Source organism: Allobosea sp. 05T438 (assembly GCF_056396025.1).
On record NZ_JBFTKQ010000031.1, the window covers coordinates 20626 to 39733 of the forward strand.

At 65.0% G+C, this 19108-nt stretch carries 19 protein-coding genes; 10 read left to right on the plus strand and 9 right to left on the minus strand.

Features of this window, described 5'->3' with window-relative positions; all coding sequences use genetic code 11:
• Window positions 1–2: 2 nt before the first annotated feature.
• The 7 genes from hemJ (at window position 3) to AC1DIN_RS28245 (ending at window position 7980) form a co-directional block, all read left to right on the plus strand.
• Window positions 3–425 (plus strand): protoporphyrinogen oxidase HemJ, encoded by a 423-nt coding sequence (hemJ, locus tag AC1DIN_RS28215; RefSeq protein ID WP_441473837.1) that lies wholly within the window; start codon window positions 3–5, stop codon window positions 423–425.
• A gap of 223 nt (window positions 426–648) precedes the next feature.
• On the plus strand, window positions 649–1914 hold the full coding sequence (gene rho / locus AC1DIN_RS28220) for a transcription termination factor Rho (protein ID WP_441473836.1): 1266 nt from the start codon (window positions 649–651) through the stop codon (window positions 1912–1914).
• A 387-nt stretch (window positions 1915–2301) separates the two neighbouring features.
• Window positions 2302–3630, plus strand: a complete 1329-nt coding sequence (mnmE, locus tag AC1DIN_RS28225) for a tRNA uridine-5-carboxymethylaminomethyl(34) synthesis GTPase MnmE (RefSeq protein ID WP_476812170.1) — start codon at window positions 2302–2304, stop codon at window positions 3628–3630.
• 75 nt (window positions 3631–3705) lie between these two features.
• Entirely contained in the window at window positions 3706–5595 is a 1890-nt protein-coding gene (gene mnmG, locus AC1DIN_RS28230) for a tRNA uridine-5-carboxymethylaminomethyl(34) synthesis enzyme MnmG (RefSeq protein WP_476812160.1), read from the plus strand.
• Window positions 5592–6239 carry a 16S rRNA (guanine(527)-N(7))-methyltransferase RsmG gene (rsmG, locus tag AC1DIN_RS28235; protein ID WP_476812161.1) on the plus strand — a complete coding sequence of 216 codons (648 nt, stop codon included), beginning with the start codon at window positions 5592–5594 and terminating at the stop codon, window positions 6237–6239. Before mnmG ends, rsmG begins: the two co-directional genes overlap by 4 nt.
• Entirely contained in the window at window positions 6236–7066 is an 831-nt protein-coding gene (locus AC1DIN_RS28240) for a ParA family protein (protein WP_441473833.1), read from the plus strand. The genes rsmG and AC1DIN_RS28240 overlap by 4 nt, the downstream gene beginning before the upstream one ends.
• A gap of 32 nt (window positions 7067–7098) precedes the next feature.
• Entirely contained in the window at window positions 7099–7980 is an 882-nt protein-coding gene (locus AC1DIN_RS28245) for a ParB/RepB/Spo0J family partition protein (protein WP_476812162.1), read from the plus strand.
• Here the strand turns inward: AC1DIN_RS28245 and holA are convergent, their stop codons facing one another.
• Genes holA through leuS form a run of 3 tightly spaced genes read right to left on the minus strand, consistent with a single transcriptional unit; the run spans window position 7981 to window position 12160 of the window.
• On the minus strand, window positions 7981–9009 hold the full coding sequence (holA, locus tag AC1DIN_RS28250; RefSeq protein ID WP_441473831.1) for a DNA polymerase III subunit delta: 1029 nt from the start codon (window positions 9007–9009) through the stop codon (window positions 7981–7983).
• Window positions 9010–9015: 6 nt separating this feature from the next.
• Window positions 9016–9549: a hypothetical protein gene (locus tag AC1DIN_RS28255; protein WP_476812163.1), complete on the minus strand. Its 534-nt coding sequence runs from the start codon at window positions 9547–9549 to the stop codon at window positions 9016–9018.
• The gene (leuS, locus tag AC1DIN_RS28260) at window positions 9536–12160 is read right to left on the minus strand and encodes a leucine--tRNA ligase (RefSeq protein WP_476812164.1); all 2625 of its coding nucleotides are present in this window, start codon (window positions 12158–12160) and stop codon (window positions 9536–9538) included. The genes AC1DIN_RS28255 and leuS overlap by 14 nt, the downstream gene beginning before the upstream one ends.
• Window positions 12161–12313: 153 nt before the next feature.
• Between leuS and AC1DIN_RS28265 the strand changes: the two genes are divergently transcribed.
• On the plus strand, window positions 12314–12979 hold the full coding sequence (locus AC1DIN_RS28265) for a YggS family pyridoxal phosphate-dependent enzyme (RefSeq protein WP_476812165.1): 666 nt from the start codon (window positions 12314–12316) through the stop codon (window positions 12977–12979).
• A gap of 112 nt (window positions 12980–13091) precedes the next feature.
• On the opposite strand, the gene AC1DIN_RS28270 is transcribed toward AC1DIN_RS28265, so the two are convergent.
• Together AC1DIN_RS28270 and AC1DIN_RS28275 are read right to left on the minus strand one after the other, a co-directional pair.
• Window positions 13092–13472, minus strand: coding sequence for a glyoxalase superfamily protein (locus AC1DIN_RS28270; protein WP_476812166.1), 381 nt, complete (start codon window positions 13470–13472; stop codon window positions 13092–13094).
• Between the two features lie 116 nt (window positions 13473–13588).
• On the minus strand, window positions 13589–14143 hold the full coding sequence (locus AC1DIN_RS28275; RefSeq protein ID WP_441473826.1) for a L,D-transpeptidase family protein: 555 nt from the start codon (window positions 14141–14143) through the stop codon (window positions 13589–13591).
• A gap of 82 nt (window positions 14144–14225) precedes the next feature.
• Here AC1DIN_RS28275 and AC1DIN_RS28280 point away from each other — a divergent pair, with 82 nt between their 5' ends.
• Window positions 14226–14912, plus strand: a complete 687-nt coding sequence (locus tag AC1DIN_RS28280) for a response regulator transcription factor (RefSeq protein WP_441473825.1) — start codon at window positions 14226–14228, stop codon at window positions 14910–14912.
• A gap of 3 nt (window positions 14913–14915) precedes the next feature.
• Window positions 14916–15380: a cyclic nucleotide-binding domain-containing protein gene (locus tag AC1DIN_RS28285; protein ID WP_441473824.1), complete on the plus strand. Its 465-nt coding sequence runs from the start codon at window positions 14916–14918 to the stop codon at window positions 15378–15380.
• Between the two features lie 16 nt (window positions 15381–15396).
• Here the strand turns inward: AC1DIN_RS28285 and AC1DIN_RS28290 are convergent, their stop codons facing one another.
• The 4 genes from AC1DIN_RS28290 to AC1DIN_RS28305 all read right to left on the minus strand — a co-directional run.
• A complete protein-coding gene (locus AC1DIN_RS28290; protein WP_476812167.1) occupies window positions 15397–16308 on the minus strand; it encodes an EamA family transporter in 912 nt (303 codons plus the stop codon).
• Between the two features lie 120 nt (window positions 16309–16428).
• Window positions 16429–17244: an exodeoxyribonuclease III gene (xth, locus tag AC1DIN_RS28295; RefSeq protein ID WP_476812168.1), complete on the minus strand. Its 816-nt coding sequence runs from the start codon at window positions 17242–17244 to the stop codon at window positions 16429–16431.
• 248 nt (window positions 17245–17492) lie between these two features.
• A complete protein-coding gene (locus AC1DIN_RS28300) occupies window positions 17493–18329 on the minus strand; it encodes a LolA family protein (protein ID WP_476767188.1) in 837 nt (278 codons plus the stop codon).
• 185 nt (window positions 18330–18514) lie between these two features.
• The coding region (locus tag AC1DIN_RS28305; RefSeq protein WP_476812169.1) for a DNA translocase FtsK at window positions 18515–19108 on the minus strand (594 nt) is incomplete at its 5' end.

The window sequence follows — 19108 nt, forward strand, 5'->3', positions numbered from 1 at the left end:
ATATGTATGAGTGGATCAAGGCTTTCCACGTCGTTGCGGTCATCGCCTGGATGGCCGGGATGCTCTATCTGCCGCGGCTGATGGTCTACCATGCCGAGGCGCAGATCGGCTCGATCCAGTCCGAGACCTTCAAGATCATGGAGCGCCGGCTGCTGAAGGGCATCATCAACCCGGCGATGATCCTGACCTGGGTTCTGGGCCTCTACCTCGCCTGGTACGGTTTCGGCTTCAAGGGTGGCTGGCTGCATGCCAAGCTGCTGCTGGTGCTGATCCTCTCGGGCATCCATGGCGTACTGGTGAAGCATGTCCGCGCCTTCGCCCAGGACAAGAACCAGAAGTCTCCCCGCTATTTCCGGATCATCAACGAAGTGCCTGCCGTGCTGATGCTCGGCATCGTCATTCTCGTCATCGTGAAACCGTTCTGAAGCAGACGATTCTTTCCCGCTTGAGCCCGGCCGCGATTCCCGCTATCAGGACGCTGCGCTTCTCCAGCGTCCTCCCTTGTTGTCGACTGTTCGTGAGCCATCTGCCCTAGCAGCAGCTCAGGTCGCGCATCCCCCGCGCAGGTCCGATCAGGACCGAAGTCGATCACTCCAGTACCGTCCCCACCCCTGCCTTTTCGCAGGGCGTTCACGATCCGGGTGCCCCATGCGGGAAATCAAGCTCCAAGAGCTCAAGATCAAATCGCCGACCGAACTTCTGACTTTCGCCGAGGAGGTGGAGGTCGAGAACGCCAGCACGATGCGTAAGCAGGAGCTGATGTTCGCCATCCTGAAGCAACTCGCCGCCCGCGAGACCGAGATTCTGGGCGAGGGCGTCGTCGAGGTGCTGCAGGACGGCTTCGGCTTCCTGCGCTCGCCCGATTCGAACTATCTGCCGGGACCCGACGACATCTATGTCTCGCCTTCGCAGATCCGGAAGTTCGGCCTGCGCACCGGCGACACGGTCGAGGGACCGATCCGCAGCCCGAAGGATGGCGAGCGCTATTTCGCCCTGCTCAAGGTCAACTCGATCAATTTCGAGGACCCGGAGAAGATCAAGCACAAGATCCACTTCGACAACCTGACGCCGCTCTATCCGGATCAGCGTCTGAAGCTCGAGGTGCAGGATCCGACCAAGAAGGATTTCTCGCCGCGGGTCATCGACATCGTGGCGCCGATCGGCAAGGGCCAGCGCGCGCTGATCGTCGCGCCGCCGCGCACCGGCAAGACCGTGCTGCTGCAGAACATCGCGCAGTCGATCACGACCAACCATCCCGAGTGCTATCTGATCGTTCTGCTGATCGACGAGCGCCCGGAAGAAGTTACCGACATGCAGCGCTCGGTGAAGGGCGAGGTCGTGTCCTCGACCTTCGACGAGCCGGCCTCGCGCCACGTGCAGGTCGCCGAGATGGTCATTGAAAAGGCCAAGCGCCTGGTCGAGCACGGCCGCGACGTCGTCATCCTGCTGGACTCGATCACTCGCCTGGGCCGCGCCTATAACACCGTCGTGCCGTCCTCGGGCAAGGTGCTGACCGGCGGTGTCGACGCCAACGCCCTGCAGCGGCCGAAGCGCTTCTTCGGTGCGGCGCGCAATATCGAGGAAGGCGGCTCGCTCACCATCGTCGCCACGGCGCTGATCGATACCGGCTCGCGCATGGACGAGGTGATCTTCGAAGAGTTCAAGGGCACCGGTAACTCGGAAATCGTGCTCGACCGCAAGGTGGCGGACAAGCGCATCTTCCCGGCGATCGACATCCTCAAGTCGGGCACCCGTAAGGAAGAGCTCATCACGCCGCGCTCGGACCTGCAGAAAACCTATGTGCTGCGCCGCATCCTCAATCCGATGGGTCCGCAGGACGCGATCGAGTTCCTCATCGACAAGCTGCGCCAGACCAAGCAGAACTCCGAATTCTTCGACTCGATGAACACCTGACGGTCGGCCTATCCGGCATTCGATTCGCCGCCGTATCGATCGCATCAACGCGGTCGGTACGGCGGCGAATTTGTTTGTGGCGGACCGCGGGGCGCCTTTGCCGCGGCACTGAATGACGATCGATTCACTTCCGCTACGATCGGCAGACGGCTTCCAAAAGCGACTCGATTCGTGATCGAAACGAATCTGAACCGGCGCCTGCCCTCAGGCTTTCGGCAAGGCGCATCGCCGTTCGGTTCCTCCGCCAGCACGGCATAGCGCTCCTTGTACCTCGTGAGCTCGGCCGGCACGGCGCAACACGCAAGCTAGAGGATGCATGCTTGACGCGTTCGCCGGGCCACGCACAGCTGTGCCGGCATCCCTAATCCCGACCTTCGAATGAGCAGCATGACGGCGACCGAGACGCACAATTACGAAGCTCACCCGACGATCGTGGCCCTGTCCTCCGCGCCCGGCCGAGCTGGCGTCGCCGTCGTCCGGGTTTCCGGTCGGCGGGTTCGTTCCGTTCTCGCGACTATCGCCGGAGTCATACCGCCGCCGCGCGTCGCGACACTCCGCCGGCTCTCGGATGGAAAAGGTATGACCGTCGATACGGCGCTCGTTCTCTTCTTTGCGGCACCAGCGAGTTTCACCGGCGAGGATATTGCAGAGTTTCATGTTCATGGTTCTCGTGCGGTTCTCGCGCAATTGCTGGCCATACTCACGGCACTACCGGGAGTCAGACTGGCGGAAGCCGGGGAATTCACCCGGCGCGCCTTCGAGGCAGGCAAGCTCGATCTCGCGGCGGTCGAGGGTCTCGCGGACCTGATCGATTCGGAAACGGAATGGCAGCGCAAGCAGGCGCTACGTCAGATGGACGGAGCACTCGGTGCGCTCGCCAGGCGCTGGCGTGGCGAACTGATCGACGCGATGAGCTTGCTCGCCGCCGAGCTCGATTTCTCGGATGAGGGCGATGTCTCCGGTCCTCTCCAGGAGCAGGCACTTGGTATTGCCGGCGACGTACTGATCTCGCTGCGCGACGCGCTGGGCAGCTTCGCGATGGGCGAGCGGGTGCGCGAAGGCTTTGTGCTTGTGCTGGCCGGCCCACCCAACGCCGGCAAATCGAGTCTGCTCAACGCCCTGGCGCGACGCGAGGTGGCGATCGTCTCACCGATAGCAGGGACCACGCGCGATGCGCTTGAAGTGAGGCTCGACCTCGAGGGCCTGCCCGTCATCCTGATCGATACGGCCGGATTGCGCGAGAGCGTCGATCCGGTCGAGGCGGAAGGAGTCAGACGGGCGCGGGCGCTGGTGGAACGTGCCGATCTCGTCCTGAGCCTGCGAGGAGTCGATTCGGATACGTATCGAATCGACGAGAAGGCTCCGACACTGCGGGTCGCGACGAAATCCGATCTGGGTGGCGAGGTTCTGGACGGCGAACGCGCGATCTCGGTGAAGACCGGAGAGGGCATTCCGGAGCTGCTGTCTGAGATCGTGGTGCGGCTGCGCGGGCTGGGTCAGGTGGAGCCTGCGCTGCTGACCCGCGAACGGCATCGCGTTGCTGTCACGGATGCCATTGGGGCTCTGGAGCGTGCGGTCACTGCGGATCACGGGCAAGCTGAATTGCTGGCCGAGGATATCCGCCTGGCGGTCGTCGCCCTGGAGAGGCTCGTCGGCCGGATCGATGTCGAGGATGTGCTGGACCAGCTCTTCGCCGGATTCTGCATTGGAAAATAAGCCCGACCGGATGTTCCCGTCGGTTTGCAGCGATTGCCGTTGACCCGCCTGCCCGGCTTCGGTAGCGAAAATACCATGTCCATTCATCAGCAGCACTACGACGTCATCGTCGTCGGCGGCGGCCATGCCGGGGCCGAAGCTGCCGCGGCTGCCGCGCGCTATGGCGCGCGCACGGCCCTGGTGACGCATAAGCCTGAGACCATCGGCGTGATGTCGTGCAATCCGGCGATCGGCGGCCTCGGCAAGGGCCACCTCGTCAGGGAGATCGATGCACTCGACGGCGTGATGGCGCGTGCGGCCGATCTGGGCGGCATCCAGTTCCGCATGCTCAACCGACGCAAGGGGCCTGCGGTGCGCGGGCCCCGAGTCCAGGCCGATCGCAAGCTCTACCGCCAGGCGGTGCAGGATCTGCTTGCTGAACAGGCTGGGCTCGATGTCATCGCCGGGGAGGTCTTCGATCTCGAGATCGAAGCAGGCCGTGTTGTTGCGGTTGTACTTGCGGATGGGCGCCGATTCGGGACCGGAACGGTTGTTCTGACGACCGGCACCTTCCTGCGCGGGCTGATCCATATCGGCGAGACCAAGATCCCGGCCGGCCGGGTCGGCGACGCGCCGTCGCTTGGTCTTTCGGTGACGCTTGAGCGCTATGGTTTTCCGCTCGGGCGCCTGAAGACGGGAACCCCTGCCCGGCTCGATGGTCGGACCATCGATTGGGCTGCCCTGGAGATGCAGCCGGGCGACACGCCGCCGGAGCCGTTCTCGGCCCTGACCACGGCCATCACCAATCCGCAGATTTCCTGCGGCATCACGCGCACCACGCTGGCGAGCCATGAGCTGATCCGCGCCAATCTGCACCGCGCGCCGATGTTCTCTGGCCAGATCGAAGGGCGCGGCCCGCGCTATTGTCCGTCGATCGAGGACAAGGTCGGCAGGTTTGGCGATCGCGATGGACACCAGATCTTTCTCGAACCCGAAGGTCTGGATGACTATACGGTCTATCCGAACGGCATCTCGACCTCGCTGCCGGAAGACGTACAGCTGGGCCTGTTGAAGACCATCCCCGGTCTCGAGCGCGCGGTTATGCTGCGGCCGGGATATGCGATCGAGTATGATTTCGTCGATCCGCGGGCGTTGAAGAACACGCTGGAGACGCGCGCCATCGCCGGTCTGTTCCTGGCCGGCCAGATCAATGGCACGACGGGTTACGAGGAGGCGGCTGCCCAGGGCCTGCTCGCAGGGCTTAATGCAGCTCGGCTGGCCGGTGGCGCTGAGCCCGTGGTTTTTGATCGAACACAATCCTATATCGGCGTGCTCGTCGACGACCTCGTCACGCGGGGCGTTACGGAGCCGTACCGAATGTTCACGTCGCGGGCGGAATTTCGCCTGTCGCTGCGTGTGGACAACGCCGATGAGCGGCTGACGGGCTTCGGAGCTAAGCTCGGAGTGGTCAGCTCGGCGAGGCAGACCGCCTTCGAGGCGCGCCACGGCGAAATCGTCGCGCTGCGCCAGAGCTTGCAGAACCTGTGGCTGACGCCTCGGCAGGCAGAGGGCGTGGGCCTGCAGCTCAATCAGGATGGGCTGCGACGCAGCGCTTACCAAATCCTCTCCTATCCGGATATCGGTTTCGAGCGGCTTGCCGCGATCTGGCCGGAGCTGCAGGGCTATTCGGCGTCTGTGGCGGCTCGCGTCACGGCGGATGCCGTCTATGCCGTGTATCTCGATCGGCAGGCTGCGGAGATACAGGCTTATCGACGCGACCAGTCTTTGAAGGTCCCCGCCGATCTCGATCTCGACACGATTTCGGGCCTGTCTAACGAACTCAAGGCGAAGCTCGCGGCGCAGCGCCCATCGGATTTGGCGCAGGCGGGGAAGATTGAAGGCATGACGCCGGCGGCTCTCGCCTTGCTGGCGGCACATGCGCGGAAAGGCCGGGCTCCGGCGCTGTTATCCACAGGATCGACGTGACTGTTGAAAAGAGCGACAGGCAGCGCGCTTTGCGCTTGACGCCTGTTTCACGTGAAACAGAGGAGCGCCTGGCGCTGCTCGTGGCGGAGCTCGAACGCTGGCAGGCGGCCAAGAATCTGGTCTCCTCAACGACGCTGGCGGATGTCTGGACACGCCATATCGCGGACTCGCTACAGATCTTCAGCCTCGCGCCCGAACGCGAACGCTGGCTCGATCTGGGTTCCGGCGGGGGATTTCCGGGGCTTGTGATCGGAATCTGCCTGACGGAACGCGGCCGGGGTCAGATCGATCTCGTCGAGAGCAATGCCCGCAAATGCGCGTTTCTCCGCCACGTCGCGCGGGTCACCGGCGCCCCGGTCAAGGTCCATGCCGCCCGGATCGAGGACGTGATCGGAGATTTTACCGGCAAGGTCGACGTCGTGACGGCCCGCGCCCTCGCGCCGCTGACGCAGCTCCTCGACTGGTGCGAAGAGTTGTTGAGAACGGGCACTTTGGGACTCTTTCCCAAGGGACAACATCTAGATACGGAATTGACCGACTCGGCCAGATATTGGAAGATTCAGGCGACAACGGTTTCCTCCGTGACTGATGCCGCCGCGCGAATTCTGATGGTTCGCTCGGCCGAGAGACGAGCCGATCTATGACCAAGGTCACATCTGGAGCTGCGACGCGCCGCCCGCGCGTCATCGCGCTTGCGAATCAGAAGGGTGGCGTCGGCAAGACGACCACGGCAATCAACCTTGGCACTGCGCTTGCCGCAATCGGTGAGAAGGTCCTGATCGTCGACCTTGATCCTCAGGGCAACGCTTCGACCGGGCTCGGTATTGATCGCCGCAGCCGGAAATCCTCGACCTACGATGTGCTCTGCGGCGATGTCGGATTGGGTCAGGCGCTGCAGCCGACTGCCGTCCCCGGCCTGTCGTTAGCGCCTTCGACGCTCGATTTGCTTGGCGTGGAGCTGGAGATCGCGTCAGCCAAGGACCGGGCACATCGTCTCAAGAATGCGATCGACGAATTGGTAGACGACCAGCGCTGCCAGGACCTGACCTATGTCCTGATCGACTGCCCGCCGTCGCTCAGCCTGATCACGATCAACGCGATGACGGCGGCCGATGCGGTATTGGTGCCGCTGCAATGCGAGTTCTTCGCGCTTGAAGGTCTCAGCCAGCTGCTCAAGACGGTGGAGCAAGTTCGTGCCGGGCTCAATCCGCGACTGATGATCCAGGGCGTGGTGCTGACCATGTTCGACCCACGCAACAATCTGTCCGGTCAGGTCATGGCCGATGTGAAGAGTTTCCTTGGAGACAAGGTTTATGAGACTGTGATCCCACGAAATGTGCGGATTTCCGAGGCGCCGTCCTATGGCAAGCCGGCGCTGCTCTATGATCTGCGCTGCTCAGGTTCGCAGGCCTATCTGCGATTGGCGTCGGAGGTGATCAAGCGGGAGCGCGCTCTGCGCGCCGCTGCCTGAAGAAACGAGATGGTGAGGTAACGAGGATGGCGATGGCCGAAGAACAGGGGCGCTCACGCCTGGGCCGTGGTCTGGCGGCGCTGATCGGCGACGTCGGGGAGGAAATCGGCGCAATCGAGCGGGCGCGCGGTCAGCGCAAAGTCCCGGTCGAGTTCCTGCGTCCGAGCGCGCGCAATCCGCGCCGCAGCTTCGTGGAGGAGGATCTCGACGAGCTGACCGCCTCGATCCGCGAGCGCGGCATTTTGCAGCCGATCATCGTGCGTTCGATCGCCGGCATGGTCGATGCCTATGAGATCATCGCCGGAGAGCGGCGTTGGCGTGCGGCGCAGCGCGCCGAACTGCACGATGTTCCGGTGATTCTGGTCGAGGCGGATGATCGCGAAGCACTCGAGATCGCGATCGTCGAGAACGTTCAGCGTACCGACCTCAACGCGATCGAGGAAGCCGCGGGCTATGAGCGGTTGATCGCCGAGTTCAGCTATACGCAGAACGATCTGGCGCGCGTCATCGGCAAGAGCCGCAGCCATGTCGCCAATACGCTGCGCCTGTCTAAACTGCCGGAATCTGTCCGCAAGATGGTCAGTGAAGGCGCGGTTTCGGCCGGTCACGCTCGCGCCCTGCTTTCCGTTTCGGATCCGGAACTGATGGCGCGCAAGATCATCGACCAGGGCATGAGCGTTCGCGACATCGAGCGCATCGTGCAGGAAGAAGCGCGCGGCGAGACCAAAAGTGCCGTTGCGGCGAAGCCGAAGGCCGAGAAGGACCCTGATACGCGGGCACTGGAGAAGGCGCTGGAGGAGGCGCTGGGTCTCTCAGTCTCGATCGCTCATCGCGCCAACGGGTCGGGCGAGGTCCGGATCGGCTACAAGACGCTCGAACAACTCGACGCGCTCTGCCATCGGCTCAAGGTCTGATCAATCGGTCCGGCCGCTGCGGGCGAGCCGGGCCAGCGTCCACAAGGTGCGGGTCGCGACGGCGCGGCCCATATCGGCATTCTGGCGCGTGGTCAGGATCGCATTGCCGAGCAGGCCGACAGCTTCGCTCAGCTTGGCGCTGGACCAGGCATTCAGCGCAGCCTCAGTCGTCGCAATGCGCGGGTAGGGCAGGCGCATCGTCCCGACGACGTCTCTGACCCCCTTCCCGGCATCGACAGCCTGGCGCGCCTTGAGCAAGGCCAGCGCCTGGCGGAGCACCGTGCCGAGCATCACACCTGGGTCCAATCCCTCGCTGCTGAGCTTGGCCTGAGCGAGATCGAGCACCGGCAGCTTTCCGGCGAAGACCGCATCAACGAGCATGGCCTGCTCGCGTTGGGCCGTGTCGCCGACGATGGCGTCGATATGCTCCTCCCGCACGGCAGGGTCGGTTCCGACATAAAGCAGCAGCTTCTCGATCTCGCGGCGAGATGTCTGGCGGTCGCCGCCGAGAAGGCCGGCGAGATGCTCGCGGCTGGTCCGGTCGATGGACTTGCCTGCTGCGCGCACCATTTCGTCGATGATCGAGCCGAGATCGCGGGCTGCGTCGCCATAGCAGGGTACGGCGAGAGCGGTCTTCGCCCTCTCGCAGGCGGTGCGCAGCGGGTTTGTGCGCTGCAGGTCGCCCGCCTCGACGATGACGAGGGCATCCTGCGAGGGCACCGCCAGCAGCGGCTCGACTGCGGCCAGCAGGGGTTTGGATGTCGGAGAGACGCGGATGGCGCGGCGGCCGCCGAAAAGGCCGATGGTGTTGGCTTCGTCAGCGAGCTTCAAGGGGTCGGCGGCAACGGCGTCGCCATCCATGCGAATGAGCTGGAAGGCATCGCTGGGATCATCGACGCTCGCGCGGGCCAATGTGCCTGCCCGCTCGGAGACGAGCCCGGCGTCGGGTCCGTAGACGAGGACAAGGCGCCAAGCTGGATCGAGGCGCGCCAGTGTTCGGTCGGCTTCATGCGCCTTGATCGCGACCATGATCGGTCAGGAGGTGAGATCGGCGGCGATCTGTCCCCGGATGATCGTGGCGAGGCTCTTCGCGGCGCGGATCTGCGCGTCACGCGCTGCACGCACCGTGGCGAAACGCTGTCCGGAACGTTCATAGGGAGCGCGGACGGAATTGGTGCCGGAGGAGACGACCTCACCTGTCCCGATGCGCGTCACTTTCCAGGTTGCAGTGGCGACGAGTACCGCCGAATCGGCGCGGCCATTGATGTAATCCACCGTGACGACCTCGACGGACTCCGCGATATTGGCCTCGAGCCTCAGCTTCCTCTGCGCATCGGGCTCGCCGCCGCCGTCGAGCTCGAAGACGAGCTCGTTACGGAAGTAATGGCCGATCAGGCCCTTGATCTCGGGAATCTCGATGCTGCGAAGCGCCGTCTTGACGTTGCCACCGACCGTGCTCTTCGTGTTCTCGGAATAGAGCGGCTGGAAGCAGCCGCCTGCGAATGCGGCGGCCACGAACGCGGCCGCCAGCAATGCACGGCGGGGGAGAACGGCTTCAGACGACGACATTCACGATTCTCCCGGGAACCACGATGATCTTGCGGATGGCGCGCCCTTCGAGAGCCCGCTGAACCGCTTCGCTGGCGCGGGCGGCGGCTTCCACCGCCACCGTATCGGCATCGGCCGGAACCGTCACCTCCGCCCGCTTCTTGCCGTTGAGCTGGACCGGGAGCGTGATGCTGTCGTCCTTCAGCAGTGCGGGCTCAACCTCCGGCCAGGAGGCTTCGCCGACGAGACCTGGCTGGCGCAGAGCCTGCCAGCATTCCTCGGCCAGATGCGGCATCATCGGCGCCACGAGCTGGGTGACGATCGTGGCGGCCTCGAGGAGCGCGAAGGCGATGTCGGCCTCGAGCTCGGGCTTCTCGGCCGCTGCGTCGAGCGCCTTACCGATGGCATTGGTCAGCGTGTAGATATGCGCGACGCAGCGGTTGAAGGCGAGACGCTCGATATCGGCGCCGACCGCGTCGAGCGCGCGATGGCTCGCCTTGCGCAGCGTCAGCGCGGCATCACCGATCTGGGCAGGCTTCTCCGCCTTGCCGCCGGTGCGTTCGGCGATCTCCGCGACCATGCGCCAGAGGCGCTGGACGAAGCGGGCGGCGCCTTGCACGCCCTCGTCGGTCCAGATCACGTCGCGATCCGGCGGCGAATCCGAGAGCATGAACCAGCGGGCGGTGTCGGCGCCGTAGGAAGCGATGATATCGTCGGGGTCCACGACGTTCTTCTTGGACTTCGACATCTTCTCGATCGCGCCGATCTCGATCGGAGCGCCGGTCTCGACGTCGAAGCCGCGGCGGTCGGTGCCGGCGACTTCGATACGGACATTGCCCGGCTCGACCCAGTCGCCATTCGCTGCCCGGTAGGTCTCGTGCACGACCATGCCCTGGGTGAAGAGGCCGGCGAACGGCTCGTCGAGGCCGGCATGGCCGGTCCTCTTCATCGCGCGGGTGAAGAAGCGCGAATAGAGCAGGTGCAGGATCGCGTGCTCGACGCCGCCGATATACTGGTCGACGGGCAGGAAGCGATCGACGGCCTTGCGGTCTGTCGGGCTCTCGGTCCGCCACGGATCGGTGAAGCGGGCGAAATACCAGGACGAATCGACGAAGGTGTCCATCGTATCCGTCTCGCGCCGCGCAGGCTTGCCGCATTGCGGGCAGGCGACGTGCTTCCAGCTCGGGTGATGGTCGAGCGGGTTGCCCGGCTTGTCGAAGGAGACGTCGTCCGGCAGCTTTACCGGGAGATCAGCATCGGGAACCGCAACCGTTCCGCAGTCGGAACAATGGATGACCGGTATTGGGCAGCCCCAGTAGCGCTGGCGCGATATACCCCAGTCGCGCAGGCGGAAATTGACCTTGCGCTGCCCGACGGGGCGATTGCCGCGGGTCTCGCTCTCGAGCCGGCGGGCGACCTCCTCCTTGGCTTCCGCGATGGTCATACCGTCGAGGAAGCGGGAATTGATCATCCGGCCGTCGCCGTCATAGGCGGTGTCTGTGATGACGAAACCAGCCGGATCGGTGCCTTCGGGCGCGACGACCGGGGTATTACCCAGGCCATACTTGTTGACGAAGTCGAGGTCGCGCTGGTCGTGCGCAGGGCAGCCGAAGATCGCGCCGGTGCCGTATTCCATCAGGACGAAGTTCGCGACATAGACCGGCAGCGTCCAGCTCGGATCGAGCGGATGAACGGCGCGCAGGCCGGTGTCGAAGCCAAGCTTCTCGGCCTTGTCGATGGCCTCCTGCGCCGTGCCGGTGCGCTTGCACTCCTCGATGAAGGCCTGCAGCTTCGGATTGTTCGCCGCGATGGCCTTGGCGAGCGGGTGGTCGGGCGCGACGGCAACGAATTTCGCGCCGAACAGCGTATCCGGGCGGGTCGTGTAGACCTCGATTTCGTCCTGATTGACCGCATTCGATTCGAGAGCGAAACGAACCAGCAGACCTTCGGAGCGGCCGATCCAGTTCTTCTGCATCAGCCGTACCTTGTCGGGCCAGCGAGTCAGACCGTCGAGCGCGTCGTTCAGTTCCTGGCCATACTCGGTGATCTTGAAGAACCACTGGGTCAGCTCGCGGATTTCGACCAGCGCACCGGAGCGCCAGCCGCGCCCGTCGATGACCTGCTCATTGGCCAGCACCGTCTCGTCGACCGGGTCCCAGTTGACCTTGGCGGTCTTGCGGTCGACGAGCCCGGCCTTCAGGAAGTCCAGGAACATCTTCTGCTGGTGGCGATAGTAGCTGGGATCGCAGGTCGCGAGCTCGCGGCTCCAGTCGAGGGACAGGCCCATCGACTTCAGCTGCTTGCGCATCGTCGCGATGTTCTCATAGGTCCATTCGCGCGGATGGACCTTCTTCTGCTTGGCGGCGTTCTCGGCCGGCAGGCCGAAAGCGTCCCAGCCCATCGGATGCAGCACCGAGAAACCCTTGGCACGCTTGTAGCGCGCGACCACGTCGCCCATCGCGTAGTTGCGGACGTGGCCCATATGGATGCGTCCCGACGGATAGGGGAACATCTCGAGGACGTAGTAGCTCGGCCGCGTGTCGTCGTTCCTCGTCTCGAAAAGCTTGCGCTCTTCCCAGACGGTGCGCCATTTCGGCTCGGACTCTTTCGGATTGTAGCGTTCGACGGCCATGTCAGCGGGCAATTCTTGGCGGTTTGCCGGCTCCCGGAGGCAGGCCGGCGCAGGGGCTGAATGCAAAAACCGGATGTCGGAATCTTGCAACCTGCTCTAGGACACCATTGCGCGCACGCGGTCAACGGCGCGCAGGGCATGAGAGGCTGGCAGATGAGCGATACGGTTACGCGTTTGGCTGAAATCAGGGCGGCGATCGGCCGCGCCGAACGCGATTTCGGGCGCAAGCCGGGGTCGGTCTCGCTGGTCGCCGTCTCCAAGACCAAGCCGGCCGAGCAGATCGTAGAGGTCCTGGAGGCGGGGCAGCGCATCTTCGGCGAGAACTATGTCCAGGAGGCCAAGGCGAAGTGGCCCGCGCTGAAGGAGCGCTTCCCCGATGCCGAGCTGCACATGATCGGGCCGCTGCAGTCGAACAAGGCCCGCGAGGCGGTCGAGCTGTTCGACGTCATCCAGTCGCTGGATCGCGAAAGCCTGGCGAAGGAGCTGGCGCGCGAGATCGCACGGGCGGGTCGGGCTCCGCGGCTGTTCGTGCAGGTCAATACCGGTGAGGAAGCGCAGAAGGCTGGGGTCCTCCCCGCCGATACCGACGCCTTCATCGCCCGCTGCCGCGATGTTCACGGTCTCGCGATCGACGGGCTGATGTGCATTCCGCCGGCGGAAGAACCGCCCTCCCCCCATTTCGGGCTGCTGGCCAAGATCGCCGCCCGCAACGGGCTCAAGGGCCTGTCGATGGGCATGAGCGCCGATTACGAGGCGGCGATCCAGCTCGGCGCGACCTATGTGCGCGTCGGCAGCGCGATTTTTGGCGCGCGGGGGTAGTTGCGGCGTCGTGCCCGGGCTTGACCCGGGCATCTCTTCGACAGGAGGCTCAGGAGCTTCCTTTGGTGGGAGATTCCCGCGTCTTCGCTTCGCTCCGCCCGGGAATGACGGCCTATTTCAAGGGCTCTCCGACATCGATGCGGTTGCCGTCCGGGTCCTCGAAGACGAAGGCGCGCAGGCCATAGTCCTTGTCGCGCAGGCCCTTGACGATGCGCAGGCCGCGCTCGCGGACCATGGCATGCACGGCGTCGATATCCTCGACCATCATATGCGCGACATTGAACGCCGCGGGCTTGTGGCCGGGCTGGAGCGTCAGGTGCAGCTCGGCCGCGTCTCGCTTCAAGATCATGAAGCCGACTGGATTGCCGTTCTCGAAAGTTTTCCGGAAGCCGAGGGCACCGATGTAGAAATCGCAGGCCCGGGCCATGTCGGCCACGGGCAGCATGGCGGCGATCCGCCCGAAGCGGAGGCCGGTGGAGACCGAATCAGTCATCGCAGGTTCTCAGGCTGGGAGCGCCCCGGCGATGCAGGACGGTGCCTGAATGCGCTGGTCGGCTCCGAAGAGGATGATCGAGACGGTGCTCGGGACCGCTTCTAGCGCAAACGGACTTATCTGACCAGAATCCGGCAATGGCGGGCCAGCCGCGGCAGCACCTTGGCGAAGACGTGGCCCTCGACCGCGACGCAGCCAGCGGTGGGCGTGAAGCCGGGGCGGGCCAGATGCCAGAAGATCGCGCTGCCGCGCCCGCGAATCACCGGCCGATCGTTCCAGCCGAGTTCGACGATGACGTCGTAGAGATGGTCCTCGCGCTGCAGGCGCTCCTCGGCCTCGCCGGGCGGGCGGTCGATCAGGCGGTTGTAGCGACGGTCCTTCAGATCGTCGCACCAGGCGTCACGCGGCCCGATCCGCTTCAGGGGAAGCAGCGTGTGCGGGCGAGCCAGACGGTCAGCGCGGTAGAACACACTGCGAAGCGGCAAGCTGGTGCGCGGCGTGCCGCCGTCGCCCTCCCGCTTGTCGGTTCGGATGCCAGAACGGCCGAGCGCACAGGGAAACACCGCCGAACCGGCGACGATGAATCCTTTTCGGCGGTCATGAACGGAAGCGAAGACCCGCAGCGAGGACAGTTTGCGCGGGCCGGCTGGGCTGGATGGGCGGTTTCTCAAGGGGATTCCTGGCTGCCTGACTTGCGATGACGACTCAGCGGGCTCATGTTGCCGTAACGATTGCTTCCGAGCGAACCGCCCCATGTCCGTCGTCCATCATATTCTCCTGGTCGATGACGACCAGACCCTCCGCGATGCGCTGGCTGAGCAGCTGGCGCTCTACGAGGAGTTCAGGTTGTCTACGGCCGGCACCGCCGCGGCCGCCGTGAAGGCGGTGCAGGGCGACCGCGTCGATCTCGTCGTCATGGATGTCGGCCTACCCGACATGGACGGACGCGAGGCGGTCAAGGTGATGCGCAAGAATGGCTTCAAGAGCCCCGTGGTGATGCTGACCGGGCAAGGCTCGGATGCGGACACGGTGCTGGGGCTCGAGGCCGGCGCCAATGACTACGTGGTGAAGCCGTTCAAGTTCGCCGTGCTGTTGGCCCGGATCCGCGCGCATCTGCGGCAGTACGAGGCGAGCGAGGATGCCATTTTTCAGGTCGGGCCCTACACCTTTCACCCCGGATCGAAGCTGCTCGTGAGCGAAAAGGGCTCGAAGACCAAGCTGACCGAGAAGGAGACCGCGATCCTGCGCTTCCTCTACCGCGCCGGCCGCAAGCCGATCGCGCGCGAGGTGCTGCTGCAGGAAGTCTGGGGCTATAACAGCCAGGTCACGACCCACACGCTCGAGACGCATATCTACCGGCTGCGCCAGAAGATCGAGCCTGATCCCGGCAATGCCCGGTTGCTGGTCACCGATGCCGGCGGCTACCGGCTGAATCCCTGACGGATGGCGCTCGACGACGATATGGCCCTGCTGGCTCGGCAGCCGCTGCTGAGCCTGATGGAGCGCGATGCGCTGCGATTGCTCGCCTTTGCGGCCGAAAGCCGCATCCTGCGGGCGGGCGACGTGCTGTTCCGCGCCGGCGAGCCTTCGGACGGGGCCGTTCTGGTGGTATCGGGCGCGATCGCCGTCACGACGCGGGATGATGGCCAGCCCGCGCAGGAGATCGTCGGCCCCGGCGCCATGATCGGCGAACTCGCACTTTTCACCTCGCTGCCGCGGCAGGTCACGGCGATCGCGCGTGAGCCGACGCAGGTCATGCGGCTGCCGCGCAGCGTGATGCGGCGCGTGCTCGGCGAATCGCCGGATTCGGCGGAAGCCATCTCCTCGGCGATCAGCGACAGGCTGCGCGGCTTCGTCGGCGAACTCGCCGCCGTGCAGGAAGCGCTCGCGGCGATCGATCGCAAGTAGGCGGCTGGTACCGTCGTCAGGACGACGGCGGATGCCTGGCGGCACGGATCGCTGCGAACCGTGGCCAGAGGATATTGATGCACAGGCCGGACAGCACAAGGCCGGCTGCTGCGAACTTCCAGCCCGGCAAGGATTCGCCGAGCCAGATGGCCGCTGCTCCCATTCCGAAGACCGGGACCAGCAGGGATGTTGGTGCGACGGTGGCCGCGGCATAGCGCGAGAGCAGCCAGCCCCAGACCGCATAGCCGAACATGACGTTGCCGACCGCCTGCCAGAGCGCGGCGGCCCAGGCAGCGAGTGGAGCTCCCGTCAGCCCGTCGCGCATCGCCGGCCAACCTTCGATCAGCAAGGAGAGGATGAAGAGGGGCGGGACGGCGAAGAGGCTGGTCCAGACGACATAGGCCAGCATGTCGACCTTTGGCGTGCTGCGCGCGACGCTGTTGCCGGCAGCCCAGCACAGCGCAGCCCCGAGCACGAGAATGACCCCGAGTGGCGTCGTCGTGCCGTCGGTGTGCCAGAGGATCACGGCGATGCCGGTCGCGGCGAGGAGCAGGCCGACGATCTGGAAGGGCTGGATGCGCTCACGCGTGATCGCCGCGGCGAGCAGGATCGTGAAGAAGGACTGCGCCTGCACCACCAGCGAGGCGAGGCCGGGCGCAATGAAACCCTTGATGGCGATGAACAGCAGGCCGAACTGGCCGGCACCGATCAGGATGCCGTAGGCGGCGAGCTTGCTCCAGGGCACAGCCGGCCGCCTGAGAAAGAAAACCGCTGGCAGGAGTGCGAACGCGAAGCGCAGGCAAGCGAAGAGCAGTGGCGGGAAATGGTCGACGCCGATGCGGATGACGACGAAATTGGTGCCCCAAACCACCATCACCGCGAGGGTGAGCAGCGCGTCGCGCAGGGAAAGGGAGGTGGAGGGCTGCAACGGCTTGGGCCACGGCGATGAAAACTGCCGCGGCTATATCACGATGCCCGGGCGGTCCGTTAAGACCGCCCGACATGGCCGGGACGCCGTCCGCTCAGGCGGTGAGGACCGAAGAGCTTGTCAGAGGTCGAGCGTAACCGTCACCGGGACATGGTCGGAGGGACGCTCCCAGCCGCGGGCTTCGCGCAGGAAGGTGAGGTCGCGCAGCGTCGGCTTCAGGGCGTCCGAGAGCCAGATATGGTCGAGCCGGCGGCCCCTGTTCGATGCTTCCCAGTCCTGCGCGCGGTAGCTCCACCAGGAATAGAGCTTTTCGGGCTCGGGTCGCAGCGTGCGGGCCGCGTCGGTCCAGCCGATCTCGCTGCGCAGCTTCTCCAGCGTCGTCGTCTCGATCGGGGTATGGCTGACGACGTCGAGCAGCTGCTTGTGGCTCCAGACATCGTGCTCGTAGGGCGCGATGTTGAGATCGCCGAGCAGGATTGCGGGCCGGTCGGTCGGCTTCTTCGCCACGCCCCAGGCGCCCAGCTCGTCCAGGAAGGCGAGCTTGTGGGCGAATTTCTCGTTCTTCGCGGGGTCGGGGATGTCGCCGCCTGCCGGGATGTAGAAGTTATGGATGGCGATGCCGGCGGCGGCACCCGCCGCCTTGTCGAGTGTCACGGTCATGTGCCGGGCGTCGTTGCGGCCGCACATCGACATCGCCTCCTTTTCGCTGAAGGGCAGCTTCGAGACGATGGCGACGCCGTTATAGCCCTTCTGGCCGATGAAGGCCTGATGGACATAGCCGAGCTGATGGAAGGCCTTGGCCGGAAACTGCTCGTCCGGCGTCTTGGTCTCCTGCAGGCAGAGAACGTCGGGAGCGTAGGTGTTCAGGAACTCGCCGACCATGCCGATGCGCAAGCGGACGGAGTTGATGTTCCAACTGGTGACGGTGAGTTGCACGCGAGAATTCCGGCGGGAAGGAGGCCGGAAACTGGGTCGTCGGGGCGCAAAAGGCAAGCCCCGACATGGCGCCGACAAATCCCGGAGGCGCCCCGTCCGGCGAGCTCTCATACTGGGGAGCAAGCGCAGCTTGCGTCTCGAAAGGATGGTCCAGATGTCTCGCAGCCGCATCGAATATCCTTCGAGATGCCATTCCTGCGGAACGGCTTCTCGGGATGAGGGCTCGCCCGATGCCCGAAAGATGCGATTCAGAGCGTGCGCTGGTAGTCGATCACGAACTTCTTCGGATCGGGGCGGCGCTGGGTGTCGAGATTGTAGAGCGCGACCGAGGTCTCGTAGCCTTGCGGGTCGATCACGATCCATTGCCGCAGCTCATTGGCGACGAGATCGTACTTCAGCGTGATCTTCGAGGTTCCGCCCAAAGTCGAGCGGTCCTCAATTCGCACGGAGAGGATATCGCCGTCGATGCTGGCGCCGGTGAGGGTGCCTTCGCGCGCCAGGTCCATGCGCTCGCGCACGAGGAACTTCAGCGGCGTCTGCCCGATCGAGTAGATGTCCTGCGTCGCCAGGCGCCTGTCGCGCACGGCGACCGAGGTGCCGTCGGCTATGACCTCGGTGGTGACGGGCGGCTCGTATTCGAAGCGCATCTTGCCCGGACGCTGGATATAGATGCGCCCTTCAAGACGCCGGCCATTGGCGGCGAATTGGATGAAATTGCCCTGCAGCGAGCTGAAGCTGTTGAGATAGGCGTTAAGCCGCTCGATCGCCTCCTCCTGCGTCGCCGGTGCGCCGGTGCGGGCCTTCGCGGAGGCGGCGGGGCGTGGAGACTGCGCTGCCGCTGTGGCTGTCGGAGCGGCAGCGGGTTCGGCCGCCGGCGCTTCCGCCGCTGCGGTACGTGCCAGGCCGAGGCCTGCGGGACGGATGGGCGGCAGCGGAATCGGGCGCGGCTTGGCGACTGCAGGCTTGGGTGCGGTCGCCGGCGGCTGCAGCTGCATCGGCTGGGCCATGAGCGGCCCGGCCACGGCACTGCAACCGAGCGCGATCATCGCTACCGCTGAAGCCCGCAATGCCGGGTTCCATTTCATGAGCAAGTCTGCCTCACTCCCTGTGACATCTCGGCGCTTCTGAACTCGGCAGGCGCTGCGGAATCGATCGGCCGCCTTCGCCGCCTGCAGGGAAGTCAACCCGTCGATGCCGCTGAGGTTGCACTGTCCTGATGGCAATTTGAGGACCGCTCCGGGCAATCGCAAGATGCTGGCGGCCATTGGCCCTATTCGTCGTGCTGATTCTGGGTTTCAACCAGGATCTCGCGCTTTCCGGCGTGGTTTGCGGGACCGACGATGCCCTCGTTCTCCATGCGCTCCATGATCGAGGCGGCGCGGTTGTAGCCGATCTGGAGGCGGCGCTGGATGTAGGAGGTCGAGGCCTTCTTGTCGCGCAGCACGACGGCGACCGCCTGCTCATAGGGGTCGTCGCTGTCGACCGAACCCATGCCGGTCTTGTCGAACACSGCGCCGTCCTCGTCCTCTGCGCCTTCCTCCTCCTCGGAGGTGACGGCGTCGAGATATTGCGGCCGGCCTTGCGTCTTGAGATGCGCGACGACCTTCTCGACCTCGTTGTCCGAGACGAAGGGGCCGTGCACGCGGGTGATGCGCCCGCCGCCGGCCATGTAGAGCATGTCGCCCTGGCCGAGCAGCTGCTCGGCGCCCATCTCGCCCAGGATCGTACGCGAGTCGATCTTCGAGGTGACCTGGAAGGAGATGCGGGTCGGGAAGTTCGCCTTGATCGTGCCGGTGATGACGTCGACCGAGGGGCGCTGCGTGGCGAGGACCACGTGGATCCCGGCGGCGCGCGCCATCTGGGC